We start from the raw sequence: 20,350 nt of genomic DNA, 5'->3' as shown, positions 1-20,350 counted from the left end.
AGCCAGTGCCATTGGGAACAGTAGGCGAGTTATATATTGGTGGTACAGGTGTAGCCCGCGGTTATTTTAATCGCCCTGAGCCGACAGCGGAACGTTTTCTGATGGATCCATTTAGCCATCAACCGGGGGCACGTATGTACCGCACCGGAGATTTGGCTCGTTACCTGCCGGATGGCAATCTGGTATTTGTCGGCCGTAATGACCAGCAGGTGAAAATCCGTGGTTTCCGCATTGAACCGGGTGAAATTGAAACCCGATTGGAAGAGCACCCGCTGGTACGTGAAGCGCTGGTATTAACCTTAGATGATGGACCGGATAAACGTCTGGTGGCTTATGTGGTAGCACACGCTGATGAGGCGTTGCCTAATAGTCTGTATACCTATTTGAGTACCCTCTTGCCAGATTATATGGTGCCAACCGCGTTTGTACGACTGAATGCATTTCCATTGACGCCAAACGGAAAATTGGATCGTCAGGCATTACCTGCTCTGAACAATGAAGCCTTTGTTCACCAGATTTACGAAGCACCAAGTGGAAAACTGGAAACGGCTTTGGCGGCGATTTGGCGGGAGTTATTGGGTGTTGAACAGATAAGTCGATATGATAATTTCTTTGCGTTGGGCGGTCATTCATTGCTGGCTGTACGGATGGTAGAACGCTTGTGTCACCAGGACTTAGCATTGACGGTGCGTGATCTGTTTCAGTCTCCGGTGCTGTTTGAACTGGCTCAGTCATTAGGTCAGCATCAGGTTGTGGAAGTGCCACCTAATATCATTACCTCGGCAACCACGACGCTTACCCCAGAGATGTTACCTCTGGTTGATCTGACGCAATCTGACATCGACTCCATTATTGAGCAAGTACCGGGTGGGCTTGCTAATATTCAGGATATCTATGCTTTGTCTCCGCTACAGGATGGTATCTTGTTCCACCATTTATTGGAAAATAAAGGGGATACCTACCTGTTGATAACTCAACAAGCTTTCGCTGACAGAGCCTTATTGGACCGTTATTTGACAGCCGTTCAACGGGTCGTTGATAGGCACGATATCCTGCGTACCGCTTTTATCTGGCAAGGCTTATCGGTTCCGGTTCAGGTAGTCTGGCGTCAGGCTTCTTTATCAGTCACGGAACTGACATTAGATCCGGCTGATGGCCCGGTGAGTGAGCAACTGGCTCAACGCTTTGATCCACGTCACTATCGCCTTGATCTGAGGCAGGCACCGTTGTTGCGCTTTGTGATTGCACAGGAAAAAACGGATGGCCGTTGGCTCTTGTTGAGGCATCAGCATCACTTGATCGGTGACCATACCACACTGGATGTGATGAATCGGGAAGTTCGGGCATATCTGTCTGGTGAAGAGAATCACCTGCCTGATCCGGTTCCCTTCCGGAATTTGATTGCTCAGGCACGGATGGGGGTAAGTCAAGAAGAACATATTCATTTCTTTACCGATATGCTGGTTGAGGTGGAAGAGCCAACGTTACCGTTTGGACTGACGGAAGTGTATCGCAGTGATTTACAAATGACGGAATATCACCAGATGCTGACGTTCACTCTGAATGACAGCCTTCGTAATCAGGCCAGACGCCTGAATATCAGTTTAGCAGCTTTATGTCACGTGGCTTGGGCACAGGTGTTATCACATACCAGCGGGCAGGAAAAGGTGGTGTTTGGTACGGTGCTGTTTGGGCGTATGGCGGGAGGAAAAGGGACTGATAGTGGTATGGGGATGTTTATCAATACCTTGCCATTGCGGTTGGATATGGATGAGACCTCCGTATGCGAGAGCGTACAGATAGCGCATAGCCGACTGGCTGGTTTGTTAGAGCATGAACATGCGTCATTGGCGCTGGCTCAGCGTTGCAGTGGTGTACAGGGTGACACTCCACTCTTTAGTGCATTGCTAAACTACCGACATAATGTGCCGTCAACCACTGTCGATGAAATGATGGCCGATGTTGAATTTATTGACGCACAGGAGCGTACTAACTATCCATTAACATTGTCAGTAGAGGATCTGGGTGATGCTTTGGGCCTAACGGCTCAGGTAGTACAGCCATTTGATCCGAAACGGATATGCAGTTATATGCAACAAGCACTGGAAAGTTTGGTAGAGGCCCTTGAACAAGCGCCCAAAACCCCGATACGGGAATTGGGAATTTTGCCACAAGCGGAATGGAATCTGTTGTTAAAAACCTGGAATGTCACAGAGATAACTTATCCTAATACGTTATGTATTCATCAGTTATTTGAACAACAGGTGGAGAAAACACCGGATGCTACGGCGTTAGTATATGAAGAACAAACCTTCAGTTATGCCGAATTAAATATCCGGGTCAATCAGTTAGCTCATCGGCTGATTGCATTGGGTATAAAGCCGGAGCAGCGAGTGGCAATTTGTGTGACTCGTTCACCAGCTATGGTGGTGGGATTGCTGGCGGTGCTAAAAGCGGGAGGAGCTTATGTACCTCTAGACCCCGTTTATCCAAGTGAACGTTTGGTGCATATTTTGGCTGACACAGCCCCGTTAGTATTATTAGCAGACAGGATAGGGCAAGTAGCATTGGGGGGGAAACGGTTTACTGATTTGGTGATACTTGATCCGAATACGATTTTCGATCAGCAACCGGTCGATAATCCATGGGTAGCAACACTGACACCACAGCATTTGGCGTGTGTGATTTATACTTCGGGTTCGACTGGCATACCGAAAGGGGTGATGGTAGAACATCAGGCTGTTTACCAACGTATTCTCGGCTTTAATGAGATCTACGCTGTCACAGAGCAAGACCGGATGCTGCAATTTTCATCATTTGCATTTGATGCATCGATCGAAGAATTTTTCGCATCGTTATGTAATGGGGCTACGTTGGTGATACGTAATGATAGCTGGTTGTCTTCTATACAAGAATTTATTTCTTTGGCCCGGCAGTACTGTATCACGATCATGTCATTACCGACCCTGTTTTGGTCTGAACTGGCCGCCAGAAATAATACATTACAATTACCGGATTGCCTCCGGTTAATCATTATTGGTGGCGAGGCGGTGAAAAAGCGCGCTATTCAGGATTGGTTTGCACAGGAAACCCATCACCTACAGTTATTAAATACTTATGGCCCTACTGAAAATACCGTAATTGCGACTTGTCAGGAGATATTCTCCCCAGAGGATGCTCGTTCAATTGGTCAACCGATAAGTAATACTTGTATTTATTTGCTGAACAAATATGGGCAACCCGTGCCATTAGGTTGCATTGGAGAAATGTATATTGGTGGAGTGGGGGTAGCACGGGGGTATCTGAACCAACCAGAACTGACGGCTGAACGTTTTCTGCCAGATCCATTTAGTGATAAACCTGATGCACGGATGTATCGAACCGGCGATTTGGCGCGTTATTTGCCGGATGGCAATCTAGAATTCCTGGGACGCAATGACGATCAGATCAAAATCCGGGGCTTCCGGGTAGAGCCAGGAGAAATTGAAACCAAACTGACAAAGCATCCGGCAGTGAATGACGCCGTGGTACTGGCATTGGGAGAAGGGCAGGAGCAGCGTCTGGTTGCCTATGTCGTGGCAGAACCCGATGACGAGTTGGTTAATCATCTGCGTAATTATGTGAGTGCTCTTTTACCTGATTATATGGTGCCGGCCGCCTTTGTCCGTTTGGAAGCACTGCCGTTAACACCAAATGGCAAGCTGGATCGCCGCGCGTTGCCGGCACCGGGCGAAGCGGCATTTGCTCGTCAGGTGTATGAAGCACCACAAGGGGAGACGGAAATTACTCTTGCAGCAATTTGGCAAGAGTTGCTGAACGTCGAGCAGGTGGGACGGTATGATAATTTCTTCGTATTGGGTGGTCATTCGTTACTTGCTATGAGAATGATAAACCTTGCAACAAAACGTGGTCTGTATTGTACATTGAATGCACTGTTCCAATTCCCAGTGCTGGCAGAACTGGCTGCAAAAATCATATCAGACGGATTGTCTCAGCCACAAAACAGGGCCGTTACTGTACGTTCTGGCGGAACATTGCCACCTTTATTCTTTGTCCCCACTGGAATAGGTGATTATTCCTATGCTTTCGGGGTGACTGAACATATCCAGTCAGGTTATCCGATTTATGCCTTACCCTGGCCCTCTATGAATGAGGAACTGATATCGACAATGGAAATGCTGGCCGCCAGAGTTATCACCTTTATGAAAGCCGTTCAGCCTGAGGGCCCATACCGGATATGTGGTTATTCTTCTGGTGGGATACTGGCTTATGCTATTGCTCAGCAACTGTTGAATAGTGGTGATAAGGTCAATTTCCTCGGACTGATTGATACATATGCTCCTCACTGTTTCAGGGAGCAGGGAACTCAAAAACATCAATTCCTGGCAGAGTTGGAAAGGCAATCAGGTAACAAACACACTGAGGTGATAGCAGCATTGTATCCACAAGTTGATGAATTAAATTGGGTTCAATTAATTGAGTTTGCTCAGAAATTAGGATTATACCCCTCAAATTTGCGTGCAGATTTAGCCGCAAAACAGATGGAACAGAGAGAAAATTATGCGCAAATAGTGAAAGATTATGTGCCAGAAACATTGACAGTGACATTACATCAGTTCTATGCGATAGATACTTCTCCTTCTATATCTCCGTCAGCTTCCACAGATTCCGAACAGACCTCTTTAATTATGGACTGTTCATTAGGATGGCGCGAAGTGATGCCAACTTCTTTAATGCGGTTGATTGCGATACCTGGTAATCATTCCAGTTTATTTGAGGAGAAAGAAAATAGAATTGTTTTATCTCAGGCGCTTAATACGGCGTTAGCAAGGTAAGTATCCGGTGATCCCACCTTATTTTTATTCGATAAAGTAAGGTGGGGTTTTAACTAAAGGTGTCCATGCGGAAAATCTGCTCTGGGGCCAACTCCTATCATGGCGAGTGTACTCAAGCTTTACCATCCAACGCTTCCTGCACATTAATACTGCCTTGCGCATTCAATTCGGTGCACAGGCGATAAAAGGTTTCTTTAAATACAATCCCATTATCATCCAGTGGATTATGGCCTGTAATTTGGATCTGCAAACGAGCGGGCATATTTTCATCAACTGGATGGGTTTTTGATACCAGTTCAGCAATATTGAAATTCTGGGTTGTGAACAGATTAGTGAAACGTTCAACAATACCAGGAGAATCATCTACATCTACCCGGACTGAAACCATTGAAGGAAATTTTGTCTGAGCGCCGCTGCGAGTACGTTTCATCACAACAAGTAATTCAAGTTCAGCCGCTCTTTGGGGCAGAGTGGATTCAATCAAGGTAATCGAGTTCCAGCTACCAGATAGCAGCATGATAAAGGTAAATTCTTCGCCAAACATTGCCAGACGGCTGTCCTCAATATTACAGCCGCATGTATTCACAAGACGGGTAATGGTATTGACGATACCAGGGCGATCTGCACCGAGAGCAGTGATCACTAAAAAATGTTGTTTTGGTTTTGGCAAAGCGATTTTCCTTATCTATGGTAGATGTCTGCTATACATGTCGTTATTAAACATAAAAAATGATCAGGAGAAGGTCAATGGCATTTATGGGAGAAAGAGCATGATTATAATCTCTGTTTAATCGTCTACACTTGGTATTAACAAAATTCATTGAAATCGTATGGTTAAAGAGTTTCCTTCCTTATGACAAGAAAGTACCATGATTTTCTTGTTTGCAGTGTAAGGTTCAGTTAAGAGGAAATGGTAATGGAGAGTGGTCACTTCGATTTTACGGGCAGTATGGTTGCAATAATCACACCGATGGATTCAACTGGTCAGGTTGACAAAGCCAGTTTGAAAAAATTGATTGATTATCATGTCGCCAGTGGTACATCATCAATTGTTTCTGTTGGGACAACCGGAGAATGTGCCACACTGACTCATGATGAGCATGTCGATGTTGTACTGACAACACTTGAATTAGCTGATGGCCGTATTCCGATTATTGCCGGAACAGGCGCAAATGCGACTGCGGAAGCAATTTCACTGACCCGGTGCTTTGAAAATACGGGAGTTGTTGGTTGCCTGTCTGTGACACCTTATTATAATAAACCATCACAGGAAGGTTTATATCAGCACTATAAAGCGATAGCTGAGAATACCGACTTACCACAAATTCTGTATAATGTACCATCTCGTACTGGATGTGATTTGCTGCCATCGACTGTTGCACGCTTGGCGAAATTGAAAAATATTATCGCAATCAAGGAAGCAACAGGGAACTTAAGTCGTGTCAGTCAGATCCGAGAATTGGTTAATGATGAAAATTTCATTCTGCTAAGTGGTGATGATGCAAGTTTTCTCGATTTCATGCATCTTGGTGGAAAAGGGGTTATTTCGGTAACAACGAATGTGGCTGCCGCAGAAATGGCACAAATTTGCGAGTTGGCTCGTCGCGGCGAATTTGTGCAAGCGCGTAGCCTGAACAGCCGATTGATGGAATTGCATCATAAATTATTTGTTGAACCTAGCCCGGCGCCAGCTAAATGGGCCTGTCATAAACTGGGGTTAATTGCCGGTGACACATTGCGTCTGCCAATGATTTCATTGACGCAAGAAGGGCAAATTTCAGTTGAGAATGCCTTGAAAGCGGCTGAATTATTGTAAAATTTAGGGAATTTTAATGGCAACATTATTGCAAAAATCGAAGGTCATGAAGGTTGCTGGCCTGTCATTGGTTGTTTTGCTGGCAGCTTGCTCCAGCGATCAGCGCTATAAACGTCAGGTAAGTGGGGATGAGTCTTATCTTGAAACTCCTCCTCTGAAGATATTGAATATTCCCGCAGGGATGAACTTACCACTACAAAATGGTGAATATGATATTCCGCCAGTGGCTTCACAAGGGGCAACTGGAAAGGCTGTTGATATACGTCCACCATTGCAGACATTGGCGTTATTGACAGGATCGCGTGTTGAAAATAGCGCCCAAAGCAGTAAGCTGTTGCTTGAAAATACGCCTGAATACAGCAAATTGTGGTCACAAGTGAATAGTTTCTTGGCTAAGAAAGGTTATCCGGTCAGTCAACGAAATGATGCCACTAAGACGTTGACAACTGACTGGATTTTGTGGCCACGGTCAGATGAAAATGTTCCTTATAAGGGACGTTACCATATTTCGGTTGCTCAGCAGGGTTATCAGATAGCCTTGACTGTTTCAAATGCAGGTTTGGAACATAGCGGCAAGGTTGTTGACAACCCACTGGAAATCCAGCATTACAACGCATTAATGTTTAACGAACTGGTTAGTGGTTTGAGTGAACAACAAGAATTGTTGGCTCAGAACGGCACGCCAGATGCTGGTGCTTTGGCGGTACAAAGTGGTAGTGATAACACAGGATTGCCACAAATTATTGTCCGTGCAACATACAATACAGTCTGGAACAGGCTGCCATATGCATTGGAAAGCATTGGTATGCAAGTTACCGATCGCTCCCGTTCGACAGGCGCGATAACGCTAACATATAAGGAACTATCTTCTTCAGGTTGGGAAGCATTAGGTGTTGAGGCACCGACTATCAGTGCAGGAAACTACAAGTTACAGGTAGGTGATCTGGATAACCGAAGCAGTTTGCAATTTATTAACGAAAAAGGTAAGCCACTGACTCAATCCGAAAATGATCAAATGGTCGCGGTGCTGCAAGCAGCATTTAGCAAGACCACAAACAAATAACATATAAAGGGGCTTAAGCCCCTTTATATATTTGAGTGAAATGTTTTAGGTTAGATGTTTTGTTTAATTTTCCGTTTAAAGATGTCGCATCTCTGGAGTGTAATATGCAGAAAAAAGCTGAGTTGTATCGTGGAAAGGCAAAAACAGTGTACGCTACTGATAATCCTGATTTGCTTGTGCTGGAATTCCGTAATGATACATCAGCATTGGATGGTGAACGCATTGAACAGTTTGATCGTAAGGGAATGGTGAATAATAAATTCAACTATTTCATTATGCGTAGATTGGAAGAGGCAGGTATCCCGACCCAGATGGAACAGTTGTTATCAGACAATGAATCTCTGGTCAAAAAACTGGATATGGTGCCTGTTGAATGTGTTATTCGTAACCGTGCGGCTGGTTCACTTGTGAAACGCCTCGGTGTGGAAGAGGGGATGGTTTTGAATCCACCTTTGTTTGATTTGTTCCTGAAAGATGATGCCAGACATGATCCGATGGTTAATGAATCGTATTGCGAAACATTCGGTTGGGTCAGCAAGGAACATTTAGCTGAGATGAAGCGACTGAGTTACAAAGCCAATGAAGTTTTAAGTCAGTTATTTGATGATGCCGGTTTAATTTTGGTGGATTTTAAGCTGGAATTTGGTCTGTTCAAAGGGAAAATCGTATTAGGTGATGAATTCTCACCAGATGGTAGTCGTTTATGGGATAAGCAAACGATGGATAAAATGGATAAAGATCGTTTTCGCCAAAGTCTTGGTGGCTTAGTTGAAGCGTATGAAGAGGTAGCTCACCGTATTGGCGTTATTTTGGATTGATGACGCAAACGATTACTTAAATGGATATAGCCAATGGGCTATATTTATATTCCAATAAATTTCAAGTTGCAGCTAACAAAGCTGCAACTTGAAAGATGAAGTGTATGAAAGTGAAAGCAATTATGTATTAGTTACTACGGGTTACAGCAGGTATTTTGTTTTTTGCTGCCAGCCTTTCTGCTGCATACAAAAATGGTAAACCTGATTCCTGGGACGCGTGTTGACGTCAATGATATAACTTTGGGTCATAGGAACACTTTGTTCATAAAAACAATCTTTACCGCAGGAATTTTTGACTTTTTGGAGGTGGGAAGTTTGAGCCACTTCGTTTTTCACCGGAAATTGTTGCATAGCGCTTATATTACACTCTGCATCTGCTTCGTGAAAAGGTGTGGGGTTACTCCTTGCGGGTACCCATTGAGTGGTACAACCGGTTAATAGCATACTTATAGTGATTAAAAGTGCTGATTTTTTCATATTTCCTGTACGAACGCATCCTGTTTGCGAGGTATTCCCCACAACCTTTCCGCATTCACCTTAATAAAAGCATTAATATCTATCATAGAGGTAACTTGAAAGATTAAAGATATCTTAGCAACTATTTTATTATGAAAATATAGTTATTCGTTGGTATATTTCCACAGAACATCAATAGGTTTGCTTACATGCCAGACGATTAAGCTATTATTCTGCGCTGCGTCAGATAATACATTGGTTTATTGTCAGAAGCATGATCTTCTATTTTTGTAGTAAACAGGTTTATAGAAAACAGGGAATTTATGAGTCAGATTGATCCCACTTTACTTATCTTATTAATGCTGGCTGGACTTGGCATTATTAGCCACAACATGACGATAACATTGGCCATGTTGTTTTTGCTGGTCGTCCGCATTACCCCATTGAACCAATTTTTCCCTTGGGTCGAAAAGTATGGTTTAACTCTGGGTATTTTGATTCTCACAATAGGAGTCATGGCTCCTATCGCCAGTGGGAAAATTTCTACGCAAGAAATTTTCAGTTCATTCCTGAATTGGAAATCGTTGCTTGCTATTGTCGTCGGTATTCTTGTGTCGTGGCTAGGTAGTCGGGGTGTATCCCTGATGTCAAATCAACCTGCTACAGTCGCGGGATTATTGGTCGGTACGGTGTTAGGTGTAGCATTGTTTAAAGGCGTTCCGGTCGGCCCATTGATTGCGGCAGGCATATTGTCCATTGTAATTGGTAAATCATGACAGAACTGGATTTGAAATGGAGAGCGTTGCAGGAACAAATGCAACGACAAGGGCAGCGCCGTTTGCTGGTATTAAGCGGTGAGAGTCAGTGGAGTGAACAGATCGTCACTTATTTGAAAGGGGTGTTTCAAGGAGATTGGATCACAATAACTTCCAACGCTCATAATGTTATCCACACTTCCGATACGATTAAAACTCACGGTGTTGTTGAACCCATAAATGCTGTTGAGCCCACAAAATCGGCTGGTTTACTGGGAAGAGAATTTTTACATGGGGTTTTTGATGCAACCCGTGGCTTTAATGCTGAAGCGTTAGCGATACTGGCGGGGACGCTGAAAGCAGGAAGCTGGCTGGTGATGCGCGTCCCTGTCTGGAAACAATGGGCTAATTTGCCAGATGAAGATAGTTCTCGCTGGAATGAGTCTGTTGGTGTGATCCCCACGCCGCGCTTTATTCAGCATATTCAATGGCAGCTCCTTACTTCTCCGCATTGTTTATTATGGCGGCAAGAAACGTCTTTTTATCCGGAGTTATTGCCTCAAACTCAGCCGTGGAACATGCCGGATGGTAATCCGACAATCAGTCAGCAGTTGATCCTTGAACAGTTGTTACAAGTTTCACAAGGTGTTTGGGTGATCACTGCACCGCGTGGGCGAGGAAAATCTGCGCTTGCCGGAATGCTGGTGCGTCAGTGGCAAGGAAAATGTTGGTTATGTGCACCAGCAAAAGTAACGACAGAAATTATTCGTTGTTATTCCAGGGGGAGTGATCATTCTGATCTTGATGAACAGGGGACACCATTCTGGTCGGCCGATAATTTACTGAAATTTTTTCGACTGAAAGAATTTCAGAGCACAGACAACAATATCATAGACAACAATATCATAGACAACAATAGTGCAGAGCAGAAGATAGCGGCAGACTGGCTTTTAATTGATGAGGCGGCTGCAATGCCAATTCCACAGTTAACGGAACTTATTCGGCATTTTCCACGTGTGTTATTAACCACGACTGTACAAGGTTATGAAGGAACCGGACGAGGATTTTTATTGAAATTCTGTTCTGCTTTACCCGATTGTCATATCAGAGAGCTGAAAACACCAATGCGTTGGGCCGAAAATGATCCATTAGAAACATGGCTGGATAGCGCATTGTTATTTGATAACGGTATTGATGATAGCCGATTATTTTCTCAACAAGCGCCTCATTTTGATATTGAAAAAAATTTATCCTTCAATTTCATTGAACAAGCAACGTGGTTACAGCAACCTTGGTTATTGCGCCAGTTCTATGGATTATTAACAAGTGCCCATTATCGAACTTCCCCCCTTGATTTGCGTCGTTTGCTGGATGGCAATGGAATGACATTTCTGGCTGCTATGTCTTCTTGTGCTGTGCATGATAACCCACAACTGATTGGTGCACTGTGGATGGTGAATGAAGGAGGGTTGTCACCGGCACTGGCGCATGAGATATGGGCTGGCCGCCGTCGTCCAAGGGGAAATCTGGTGGCTCAATCGCTGGCTGCGCACAGTGGTTTTCCGCAGGCTGCTACAATGCGGTCACAAAGAGTCAGTCGCATTGCTGTACAAGCACAATATCGTCGTCTTGGCATCGCGCAGGGGTTGATTACTCAACAATGTCAGGCAGCACACGAGCAAAATCTGGACTTCTTGTCGGTCAGTTTTGGTTACACTGCTGAACTTTGGGCACTTTGGCAAAAATGCGGTTTTCGGTTAGTGCGGATGGGAACATACCTTGAAGCGAGCAGTGGTTGCTATACCGCGATGGCAATTTTGCCGTTGAGTGAACAAGGGATATGGCTTGCTCAGTCTGCACAGCAACACTTATCCCGTGATGCGAATTGGTTGGAGTCATTAATTGGGTTTGTTTTGCCTATTGCGCACCAAGATGATAGCCAACTTAATGAGAATGATTGGCAAGAGCTGGCTGGTTTTGCATTTGCACATCGTCCTTTATCCGCTTCTTATTTTGCCTTGCAACGCTTATTGTTAGCGAATGATCTGGCTCTGCCTGCGTTGAGAAAACATCTCCAACAGAAGATCGAGATTGAACAATGTGTGAGTGATTTGTCTCTGAATGGACGTAAGGCGTTGTTAAAATGCTGGCGAGAAGAGACAGCAAGTGCATTGGCAAGTATTGATGAAATACTTGCCAGGCAATGGAAAGGTCGAGTTATTTCTTGTGATTTGTCTTCTTGCCATCCGTCTGAGGCCAGTCGTCCTCATCATCCCATGCAGCGTTAAGATCCCGGTGAGGAGGGAGTTCAGGTTTGTTATCCAAAAAACGCTTTGTATTGATACGGCTCAGTTCTTTTATCGCATTGATAATAATGCCTGCGAGTAACAGCAGAACTCCCCACCAATAATCCGTTAGCCAGTGCATAACAAGCTCCTCTAAATATTGTGATTGACCTTAAACCTTTTCTGTTATTTTGATGTATTTTTCAAAAATATAGGAGAGGTTTGCTGTCAACCAATTAACGCCGGCAATGTCACGATCCTGCCAGACGTCTAATAAAATTTGCTCATTGAATAAACATTCGGCTTCGTGAGATAGCGGCCAGTAACTAATATGCCATGGTTCATAAGCTACACCTCGCACCGTGGCATGGGTAAATGGCCGGTAGAAATCATAGCGTGACATATTTTCTGTTAACCAGTCTGATAGCGGTTCAAAGTAACCACCATCTTCATATTCCCACGGTTCCAATAATAACTGTTTGCCTTGTGGCAACAGAAAAGGATCATAAATATCCAGCTCAGTTCCCCAATGATGACGGCTGGCCCCCGGTAAGGCAGACCAACGGAGAATAGCTTCACAAATTTCTCCTTCGGTCATTTGAGTAATATTAAGAAGCTGGCTGTTGACATCTAATACCGGTCGTTGACCGCGAAATTTTTCATTCCAGATAGTTTGTTGGCGTGTGAAATCCCGAAAAGAGCTGGCGGGTTGTAACTTAAAGCCTGCCCTGACAGCGTCTCGTTGCATGGCAAGGAATGCTTTGGTGGCGTCAAATTGTAAACGATGATTACCAGATAGTGTCACCAAGTGATCTGTTGATACACCAGTCAGCATTTCAGACGTCATCATTTGATTAATTGCTCCATGATACGTTGATAGATCAGGCTTAATTCCTGTAAATCAGACACACTGACACATTCATTTGTTTTGTGAATAGTTGCATTAATAGGCCCCAATTCCACGACCTGCCCGCCCATTTTGGCAATAAAGCGTCCATCAGATGTGCCGCCGCTTGTCGATAGTTCTGGCTGATATCCGCAATAATGTTTGATGGCTTCAACCGTAACATCAACAAGTTCTCCTTTACAGGTCAGGAAAGGCTGACCGGATAACCACCATTCGATTTCATGTGTTAACTCATATTTTTTCAGCATGTCTTCGACCTGCTGGCGGATCTTGGTGTCTGTCAGCTCGGTACTGAAGCGGAAATTAAACTGAACCTGCAATTTACCCGGTATGACATTATTGCTTCCCGTGCCTGCCAGAATATTCACGATTTGCATACTGGTGGCAGGGAAGAATTCATTACCGTCGTCCCATTGAGTATTGACTAACTCCTGTAGGAAGGGGAGGGAATGGTGAATAGGATTATCAGCGAATTGAGGATATGCAACATGCCCTTGAACACCGTGAATGGTTACATTGGCAGTCAGGGAGCCACGGCGTCCATTTTTGATCATATCACCGAGACGTTTCTGGCTGGAAGGTTCGCCCACCAAGCAATAATCCAGTCGTTCATGACGTGACATTAATGTTTCAACAACTTTGACAGTGCCATTTACTGCATTAGCTTCTTCATCTGAAGTAATCAAAAAAGCAAGGCGACCCTGATGATTAGGGTTATCAGCAACAAAGCGTTCTGCTGCAACTACCATCGCAGCCAGGGAGCCTTTCATATCTGTTGCACCACGACCATACAACATACCGTCACGGATAATTGGCTCGAATGGGGGGCTTTGCCATTCTGAGGTATCACCAGCGGGAACAACGTCAGTATGCCCAGCGAGAGCAAAAGTTACGCCGGTTCCACGATAGGCCCAGAAATTCAGCGTATCACCGAAAGGCATCCTTTCTATTGTAAAACCCGTATTTTGCAGACGTTGGATCAGAAGTTCCTGGCAGCCTTGATCATCGGGGCTGACGGAAGGCCGCTTAATTAATTCCTGAGTCAGTTCAATCACTGGACAAGTCATTATGTAAGCCCTTATTTAGCCGTAAGAGAACAGTCATGAGAAAAAAACTGTTGGTATTGTTCAGCCTTGAAACCCAGTAAGTAGCTTTCTGTTGCTGATGGTTTTGAGGTTACTGATTCTGAAACTAACAGTGGGCGTTTAATGATAGCGGGCTGTTCCAGCATCAGTGCCTTAGCTGTTTCAGCGTTGTTGATAGTGGACTTCTGCTCATCAGTCAATTTGCGCCAGGTTGTGCCACGGGTATTCAGTAAAGCCTCCCAACCTACTTGTTCAATGAATATTTGCAGTCGTTCCGGGGATAAGCCATCAACACGGTAGTCATGAAATTGATATGGGATCTCTTGATCTTCTAACCAACGACGAGCTTTCTTCACAGTATCGCAATTTTTGATACCGTACAGAGTGAATGTTTTTTGAGGAGTGGTATCTGACATTATGAGATCCTTAGTTTTGTTTACACATCCGGCATATATTTGTCATCTGCCAGGTTGCCGCTTTGCTGGTCGCATCTTGAAGTCCATTGGGTATAATGCGGCAAATTTACCATTTTATCCAGATAACACGAACCTTTCATATACTCTGGCTGAACCAAACGCTGTATTTTACCTGGTTGTCTGTCAAATAATGTTCTGATTGCTTATACTCATTCAACAACATACGGCAATTTAAGAACCATTAGGCATAATTTCCATATATATATTTCATAAACAAATTAATTCTAAAATATTAGTTTCGAATAAATACAATAATTGCATTTATTATAATATAATTGACTATGAATTATATTGAATTAATTATAATTAACTTTTATCTGATTTAATTCACAATTTCCCTGATTTTTATCAACAGGGAAATTGTGTCTCTCTATTATAGAGATTGACTGTCAGATGTTATATTAAATCTGATTTTCTATGTTTCAGATAGATGATGGTAGCTTCGAGACGGGAGCGGGATTTAAGTTTTTTCAATAGGTTACGGGTATGGACTTTCACAGTTTCTTCTGAGATAAAAAGAAAATCAGCAATTTCTTTATTTGTCATTCCTTCTGAGATTTCTTTTAAAACGTCTAATTCACGTTTAGTTAATTTTGATAAAGGATCAACATAAAGATGACGAGTAGATAAATATTGGTAAACTTTTTCACTGTATACTGCTTGCCCATTTACAGCTTTTTTTATGTTAACCAGCAGGGGGGATAGTTCAATATCTTTTAATAAATAACCATTCGCACCTGCATCAACAGCATCATAAACATCGCTTCGGCTAGCTGAATCAGAAAGTACCAGAACGTAGGAATCAAGCCCTTTGCGGCGGAGTGATTTAATCGTATCAATCCCGGAAAAGCCGTTGATTTCCAAACCCATTAAAATAATATCTGGTTTTATTTGGCAAGCGATATTAATGGCATCTTCGCCGTTATCGGTCTCAGCAGTCACAATGAGTTCGCGCTCTGATTCAATCAACCCTTTTAAACCATGACGAATGATAGGATGATTATCGACTATCATGACTGTATGATTATGCATGTTCCTTCTCCCATAATAGAAATGCAGATCTTATGTTTTGATAAAACATAAAAAAACAGAATTCTGCTTTATGTTAAATAGCTGTGTGATTTTTATGGAGTATATTGAATCATCTATAATAGAGATCCTGAAAATATATCCTGATATAAAAAAAGAAATATCGCAAACAGGTTTATCCATTTAGGTGAAATAAAATTCACAGGCATAAGAAAATGAGTTTCCCTAATTGCTAATAATTTTCCAAATCAAATGTCTACGATTATTTTATCGATTAAGTTTTGTTTTTGTAAACTCATTTTAAGTTGTTTCTTAGATGTCTCTCTTAATTAATTTAGTGAGTTATTAATGAATGGAAAATGGGAATACCTCTCTATGAGTATAATTGAGGTATTTTTATATACTATTGACTAATATTAAACCATTAACAGATCATTTTATGATCTGTTATTTCAGTGGCTATTAATAAAAATATTGTTAGTATCATGATATAACCTTCCTTAACTATTATACTGAGCAGATTTTTACTTAGACATGACTCATAAAGGATCAGACGATGGACGAAAAATTAAAACAAAGTGCCCTTGATTTTCATGAATTCCCACAACCGGGGAAAATCACTGTTACTCCGACTAAGCCGCTGACTACACAGCGTGATTTAGCCTTAGCATATTCGCCAGGTGTCGCAGCTCCTTGTCTTGAAATAGCAGAAAATCCATTGGCGGCTTATAAATATACTGCACGTGGTAATCTGGTGGCTGTTATCTCCAATGGTAGTGCCGTATTGGGGTTGGGTAATATCGGGGCATTGGCGGGTAAACCTGTCATGGAAGGGAAGGGGGTGCTATTCAAAAAATTCTCGGGTATTGATGTTTTTGACATTGAAATTGAAGAGTCCAATCCTGATAAATTAATCGATATCATTGCGGCGTTGGAGCCGACTTTTGGTGGTATCAACCTTGAAGATATCAAAGCGCCAGAATGTTTCTACATTGAACAGAAACTTCGTGAGCGGATGAAAATTCCTGTATTCCATGATGACCAGCATGGTACGGCAATTATTTGTACTGCGGCAGTACTTAACGGGTTGCGCGTTGTTAATAAAGACATCAGTAAAGTACGGATGGTAGTGTCTGGTGCGGGTGCAGCATCCATTGCCTGTATGAATCTGCTGGTGGCTTTGGGCTTAAAACGTGAAAATATTGTTGTTTGTGACTCGAAAGGTGTTATTTATCGTGGTCGCGAAGAAAACATGGAAAAAACCAAAGCTGATTATGCTATTGAGGATAATGGTAGCCGTACACTCGCTGATGTCATTCCCGATGCTGATATTTTTCTCGGATGTTCCGGGCCGGGTGTTCTGACACCAGAAATGGTCAAAACCATGGCGAAAGATCCGCTCATTATGGCTTTGGCAAATCCAGAACCTGAGATCTTGCCACCACTGGCAAAAGCTGTGCGTCCTGACGCGATTATTTGCACTGGCCGTTCTGATTATCCTAATCAAGTTAACAATGTACTCTGCTTCCCATTCATCTTCCGTGGCGCACTGGATGTTGGTGCAACAACCATTAATGAAGAGATGAAACTGGCCTGTGTGCATGCAATTGCAGATCTGGCATTGGCTGAACAGAGTCAGGAAGTTGCTTCTGCATATGGCGATCAGGATCTGTTCTTTGGCCCTGAATACATCATACCGAAGCCATTTGATCCACGGCTGATTGTAAAAATTGCGCCTGCTGTAGCGCAAGCAGCGATGGACTCTGGTGTTGCAACACGTCCTATTACTGATTTTGGCGCTTATATTGAAAAACTGAGTGAGTTTGTCTACAAAACCAACTTATTTATGAAGCCGATTTTCGCTCAGGCGAAAAAAGAGAAGAAACGCATTGTATTGGCGGAAGGGGAAGATATTCGGGTGCTGCATGCAACTCAGGAACTCGTGTCTCTCGGATTGGCATTCCCTGTTCTGATTGGTCGTCCAAGTGTGATTGAGATGCGTATCAAAAAGCAAGGGCTTCACATTGAAGCCGATAAAGATTTTGAAGTGGTCAACAACGAAAATGACCCGCGCTTCAAAGAATACTGGCAGGAATATTACCAACTGATGAAACGTCGTGGTGTTTCTCAGGAACAGGCTCGTCGCGCCGTGATTGGTAATCCGACATTGATCGGAGCCATCATGGTACATCGTGGTGAAGCGGATGGCCTAATTTGTGGTACGGTTGGCAGCTATGGTGAACACTATCAAGTTATAAAAGATGTCCTTGGTTTCCGTCAAGGAGCGTGTACAGCTGGTGCAATGAATGCCTTATTGTTGCCAATGGGGAATACCTTTATTGCTGACACTTATGTCAATGAAGATCCGACACCAGAGGAATTGGCTGAAATCACACTGATGGCGGCTGAAACTGTACGTCGTTTCGGTATTGAACCAAAGGTTGCTTTATTATCGCGTTCAAGTTTTGGTTCTTCTGATTGTGCTTCTGCACAAAAAATGCGTAAGACGCTGGAACTGGTACAGCAAATGGCTCCGTCACTGGAAATTGACGGTGAAATGCATGGTGATGCAGCCTTGGTAGAAAGTATTCGTCGTGACATCATGCCGGACAGTCCATTAAAAGGTTCTGCTAATCTGTTGATTATGCCGAATATGGAAGCGGCACGTATTAGTTATAACCTATTACGTGTTACCGGCTCAGATGGTGTAACGGTTGGCCCGGTATTGATGGGGGTCTCAAAGCCAGTACATGTATTGACCCCGATCGCTTCTGTTCGTCGCATTGTTAACATGGTGGCATTAGCCGCCGTTGAAGCACAAACCGACCCTCTATAACTCATTCGTATTAATATTCTGGTTGAAGTAATAAACAGGATGAATAAGTAAGCAGCCCTGCCGGGCCTTTGCCTGGCAGGGTATTTTATTTGTAAATAATTCTCATTATCTATAATATGCAGGAAAATTTTTAATGTGATAATGAATATCAATGAAAACATCTATCTGTATAAAAACAACTTTTTTGGTATGTGCTTTCCTGCTTGGTGGTTGTGCAACATCATTGACTACCACTCAAAATAACTCTCAAGAAGTAAAACAATCTCTTCCCAGTGAGTTAACCCAATCAGGTGTTTTGCTTGATATGGACGCAGGTAAATCTATCACTTCTGATGAATTGCTCGAACAATTGGCAACCTATCCCAGAATCATTGTGGGTGAAAAACACGATAATCCTTATCATCATCAAATCGAGTTATGGCTGGTTCAACAACTTGAGCAAAAACGCCCTCATGGCTCTGTATTACTGGAAATGATAAACCCAGACCAGCAAGAGAAAGTGAACAAAGTGAAAAGCTGGTTGCAGGGAAATCCAATAGTCAGAGATGAACGCATTAAAAATCTATTAGCGTGGCAGCAAGGCTGGCCTTGGGTGTTATATGGAAAACTGGTTGTGGAGCTGATGAAAGCACCTTACCCATTGTTAGCGGCAAACTTGGATCGTAGTGAAGTCGATCAGGCATACAAAAATTACAGGGCTGGAGATAGAACTTCACTAGTTTCCGGTGATGTCAAAAAACGTATCGACGACACTATCAAAAATTCCCATGGTGGAAATATAGATGAACTATCTCTCTCTGCCATGAGCAAAATTCAGCAATTACGTGATCAGCGAATGGCAGAACAATTGATGAAAGCGCCATCACCAGCGTTGTTATTTGCAGGAGGGTATCACGCCGTAAAAACGATGGGTGTACCTCAGCATGTGAAAAAAATAGCGCCCAATGAACGGGTTGTTGTGCTTGTTATCGCTGAACAAGGGGTTTCTTTGAACAACGAATATGCTGATTTTGTCTGGTTTACCCCTAAAGTGACCAGTAACGTAAATAATTAGTGGTATCTATCACAAGGATGTGATGAACTTAATAAATAAAAATAGTTTTCATTTATATATTCAATTGATTATCATTATCTGAATTTATCTTTGACATAATGTGTTATAAAAAATGTTGACGTATACAACGTATCAAACCACTCACGTTGGTCACGTGACAAAATCCTTTCTCGCTGCTATCACACTTCATGCCTTATTGGTCGGATGGTTGATTTATAAACCGCAGGATCTTGATCTTGAGGAATTTTTGCCTCCACCTGCGGTTATGATGGAAGTATCACTACAGACAGAAGCAATACGTAAGGTCGAAAAACAACCGATTGGTATTGAACAATTATTATCTGTTGCCAGCCATCAACAAGAAAGCAAGGTTGATGAAATCAGTATGCCCAAATTGGCGGTGAATGAAGAAGCACAGATTTTAGTTCATAAGCCAAAGAAAAAACAAAAAGAGCAGGATGCACCTAAAAAAGCCCAACCTGTTAAGCGAGTGAAGGCAAAAGAGCAGGAAAGTGAAAAATCCCAGAGTCGTTCAGCGCCAACAACCAGTAGCGCTACAGCGGATAATGTGACTTCCCGAACAGCCGCATCTTATGAAAGTAACTCGGATGCAGTTGCTGATGCAAAAGCAGTTTGGCAGGCTGAGGTTAGTGGTCATTTAAACCGTTATAAAAGATATCCGGCAGATGCTCAGAGAAGAAAACGGACAGGGCGTCCAATGGTGAAATTCACGGTTAATCAATTTGGTGCAGTGATTGACGGTGAATTAGTAAGACGTTCCGGGACGAACTCACTTGACCGAGAAGCAAGGCTTGTATTGGAAAGAGCACAGCCTTTACCAGCTCCACCTGATGTCATTTTAACCAATGGCAGTGTTACAGTTGAACTGCCAATTGATTTCACTTTATCTCACTAACAATAAAAAAATAGGACGA

16 protein-coding genes are annotated in these 20,350 nt (G+C 43.1%); 9 read left to right on the top strand and 7 right to left on the bottom strand.

Annotated features, from left to right (window positions below; translation table 11 throughout):
- Window positions 1-4,835: non-ribosomal peptide synthetase (locus AAC147_RS19970; protein WP_047684303.1), on the top strand; the 4,835-nt coding region annotated here is incomplete at its 5' end.
- Between the two features lie 112 nt (window positions 4,836-4,947).
- Here the strand turns inward: AAC147_RS19970 and AAC147_RS19965 are convergent.
- Window positions 4,948-5,505, bottom strand: a complete 558-nt coding sequence (locus AAC147_RS19965) for a glycine cleavage system transcriptional repressor (protein ID WP_047684291.1) — start codon at window positions 5,503-5,505, stop codon at window positions 4,948-4,950.
- 246 nt (window positions 5,506-5,751) lie between these two features.
- Between AAC147_RS19965 and dapA the strand changes: the two genes are divergently transcribed.
- The 3 genes from dapA (at window position 5,752) to purC (ending at window position 8,532) form a co-directional block, all read left to right on the top strand.
- Window positions 5,752-6,651, top strand: a complete 900-nt coding sequence (dapA, locus tag AAC147_RS19960; protein WP_047684286.1) for a 4-hydroxy-tetrahydrodipicolinate synthase — start codon at window positions 5,752-5,754, stop codon at window positions 6,649-6,651.
- A 16-nt stretch (window positions 6,652-6,667) separates the two neighbouring features.
- Window positions 6,668-7,714 (top strand): outer membrane protein assembly factor BamC, encoded by a 1,047-nt coding sequence (gene bamC, locus AAC147_RS19955; RefSeq protein ID WP_047684283.1) that lies wholly within the window; start codon window positions 6,668-6,670, stop codon window positions 7,712-7,714.
- 104 nt (window positions 7,715-7,818) lie between these two features.
- Window positions 7,819-8,532 (top strand): phosphoribosylaminoimidazolesuccinocarboxamide synthase, encoded by a 714-nt coding sequence (purC, locus tag AAC147_RS19950; protein ID WP_047684280.1) that lies wholly within the window; start codon window positions 7,819-7,821, stop codon window positions 8,530-8,532.
- A gap of 141 nt (window positions 8,533-8,673) precedes the next feature.
- Here the strand turns inward: purC and AAC147_RS19945 are convergent, their stop codons facing one another.
- Window positions 8,674-9,009 (bottom strand): hypothetical protein, encoded by a 336-nt coding sequence (locus tag AAC147_RS19945; protein ID WP_047684277.1) that lies wholly within the window; start codon window positions 9,007-9,009, stop codon window positions 8,674-8,676.
- Between the two features lie 302 nt (window positions 9,010-9,311).
- Between AAC147_RS19945 and AAC147_RS19940 the strand changes: the two genes are divergently transcribed.
- Together AAC147_RS19940 and AAC147_RS19935 are read left to right on the top strand one after the other, a co-directional pair.
- A complete protein-coding gene (locus AAC147_RS19940) occupies window positions 9,312-9,764 on the top strand; it encodes a DUF441 domain-containing protein (protein WP_047684274.1) in 453 nt (150 codons plus the stop codon).
- Window positions 9,761-12,031, top strand: a complete 2,271-nt coding sequence (locus AAC147_RS19935) for a tRNA(Met) cytidine acetyltransferase TmcA (protein WP_047684271.1) — start codon at window positions 9,761-9,763, stop codon at window positions 12,029-12,031. The genes AAC147_RS19940 and AAC147_RS19935 overlap by 4 nt, the downstream gene beginning before the upstream one ends.
- On the opposite strand, the gene AAC147_RS19930 is transcribed toward AAC147_RS19935, so the two are convergent.
- The 5 genes from AAC147_RS19930 to AAC147_RS19910 all read right to left on the bottom strand — a co-directional run bounded on the left by AAC147_RS19930 (window position 11,961) and on the right by AAC147_RS19910 (window position 15,528).
- On the bottom strand, window positions 11,961-12,170 hold the full coding sequence (locus AAC147_RS19930) for a YpfN family protein (protein ID WP_072032546.1): 210 nt from the start codon (window positions 12,168-12,170) through the stop codon (window positions 11,961-11,963). The genes AAC147_RS19935 and AAC147_RS19930 overlap by 71 nt on opposite strands.
- Window positions 12,171-12,200: 30 nt before the next feature.
- Complete coding sequence (locus tag AAC147_RS19925) at window positions 12,201-12,878, bottom strand: M15 family metallopeptidase (RefSeq protein WP_047684269.1); 678 nt, start codon at window positions 12,876-12,878, stop codon at window positions 12,201-12,203.
- The gene (gene dapE, locus AAC147_RS19920) at window positions 12,875-14,002 is read right to left on the bottom strand and encodes a succinyl-diaminopimelate desuccinylase (RefSeq protein WP_047684266.1); all 1,128 of its coding nucleotides are present in this window, start codon (window positions 14,000-14,002) and stop codon (window positions 12,875-12,877) included. The genes AAC147_RS19925 and dapE overlap by 4 nt, the downstream gene beginning before the upstream one ends.
- An 11-nt stretch (window positions 14,003-14,013) precedes the next feature.
- Window positions 14,014-14,436, bottom strand: coding sequence for an ArsC family reductase (locus tag AAC147_RS19915; protein ID WP_047684263.1), 423 nt, complete (start codon window positions 14,434-14,436; stop codon window positions 14,014-14,016).
- Window positions 14,437-14,892: 456 nt separating this feature from the next.
- The gene (locus AAC147_RS19910; RefSeq protein WP_047684258.1) at window positions 14,893-15,528 is read right to left on the bottom strand and encodes a response regulator; all 636 of its coding nucleotides are present in this window, start codon (window positions 15,526-15,528) and stop codon (window positions 14,893-14,895) included.
- 553 nt (window positions 15,529-16,081) lie between these two features.
- Between AAC147_RS19910 and maeB the strand changes: the two genes are divergently transcribed.
- From maeB to AAC147_RS19895, 3 genes are all read left to right on the top strand, one after another.
- Window positions 16,082-18,361: an NADP-dependent oxaloacetate-decarboxylating malate dehydrogenase gene (maeB, locus tag AAC147_RS19905; protein ID WP_047684256.1), complete on the top strand. Its 2,280-nt coding sequence runs from the start codon at window positions 16,082-16,084 to the stop codon at window positions 18,359-18,361.
- A gap of 151 nt (window positions 18,362-18,512) precedes the next feature.
- A complete protein-coding gene (locus AAC147_RS19900) occupies window positions 18,513-19,415 on the top strand; it encodes a ChaN family lipoprotein (RefSeq protein ID WP_047684253.1) in 903 nt (300 codons plus the stop codon).
- Between the two features lie 112 nt (window positions 19,416-19,527).
- Entirely contained in the window at window positions 19,528-20,331 is an 804-nt protein-coding gene (locus AAC147_RS19895) for a TonB family protein (protein WP_047684250.1), read from the top strand.
- Window positions 20,332-20,350 lie beyond the last annotated feature (19 nt).

It is taken from the genome of Xenorhabdus sp. NBAII XenSa04, from assembly GCF_963866145.1.
Taxonomy (GTDB): Bacteria; Pseudomonadota; Gammaproteobacteria; order Enterobacterales; family Enterobacteriaceae; genus Xenorhabdus; species Xenorhabdus indica.
The sequence above is the reverse complement of the archived record's forward strand: the minus strand, read 5'-3'. Positions and strand labels throughout refer to the sequence as shown.

Bases quoted from the DNA above. Each gene is read 5' to 3' on its own strand.
- dapA (WP_047684286.1), top strand. From the start codon at position 5,752: ATGGAGAGTGGTCACTTCGATTTTACGGGCAGTATGGTTGCAATAATC.
- bamC (WP_047684283.1), top strand. From the start codon at position 6,668: ATGGCAACATTATTGCAAAAATCGAAGGTCATGAAGGTTGCTGGCCTG.
- purC (WP_047684280.1), top strand. From the start codon at position 7,819: ATGCAGAAAAAAGCTGAGTTGTATCGTGGAAAGGCAAAAACAGTGTAC.
- AAC147_RS19945 (WP_047684277.1), bottom strand. From the start codon at position 9,009: ATGAAAAAATCAGCACTTTTAATCACTATAAGTATGCTATTAACCGGT.
- AAC147_RS19940 (WP_047684274.1), top strand. From the start codon at position 9,312: ATGAGTCAGATTGATCCCACTTTACTTATCTTATTAATGCTGGCTGGA.
- AAC147_RS19935 (WP_047684271.1), top strand. From the start codon at position 9,761: ATGACAGAACTGGATTTGAAATGGAGAGCGTTGCAGGAACAAATGCAA.
- AAC147_RS19930 (WP_072032546.1), bottom strand. From the start codon at position 12,170: ATGCACTGGCTAACGGATTATTGGTGGGGAGTTCTGCTGTTACTCGCA.
- AAC147_RS19925 (WP_047684269.1), bottom strand. From the start codon at position 12,878: ATGATGACGTCTGAAATGCTGACTGGTGTATCAACAGATCACTTGGTG.
- dapE (WP_047684266.1), bottom strand. From the start codon at position 14,002: ATGACTTGTCCAGTGATTGAACTGACTCAGGAATTAATTAAGCGGCCT.
- AAC147_RS19915 (WP_047684263.1), bottom strand. From the start codon at position 14,436: ATGTCAGATACCACTCCTCAAAAAACATTCACTCTGTACGGTATCAAA.
- AAC147_RS19910 (WP_047684258.1), bottom strand. From the start codon at position 15,528: ATGCATAATCATACAGTCATGATAGTCGATAATCATCCTATCATTCGT.
- maeB (WP_047684256.1), top strand. From the start codon at position 16,082: ATGGACGAAAAATTAAAACAAAGTGCCCTTGATTTTCATGAATTCCCA.
- AAC147_RS19900 (WP_047684253.1), top strand. From the start codon at position 18,513: ATGAAAACATCTATCTGTATAAAAACAACTTTTTTGGTATGTGCTTTC.
- AAC147_RS19895 (WP_047684250.1), top strand. From the start codon at position 19,528: ATGTTGACGTATACAACGTATCAAACCACTCACGTTGGTCACGTGACA.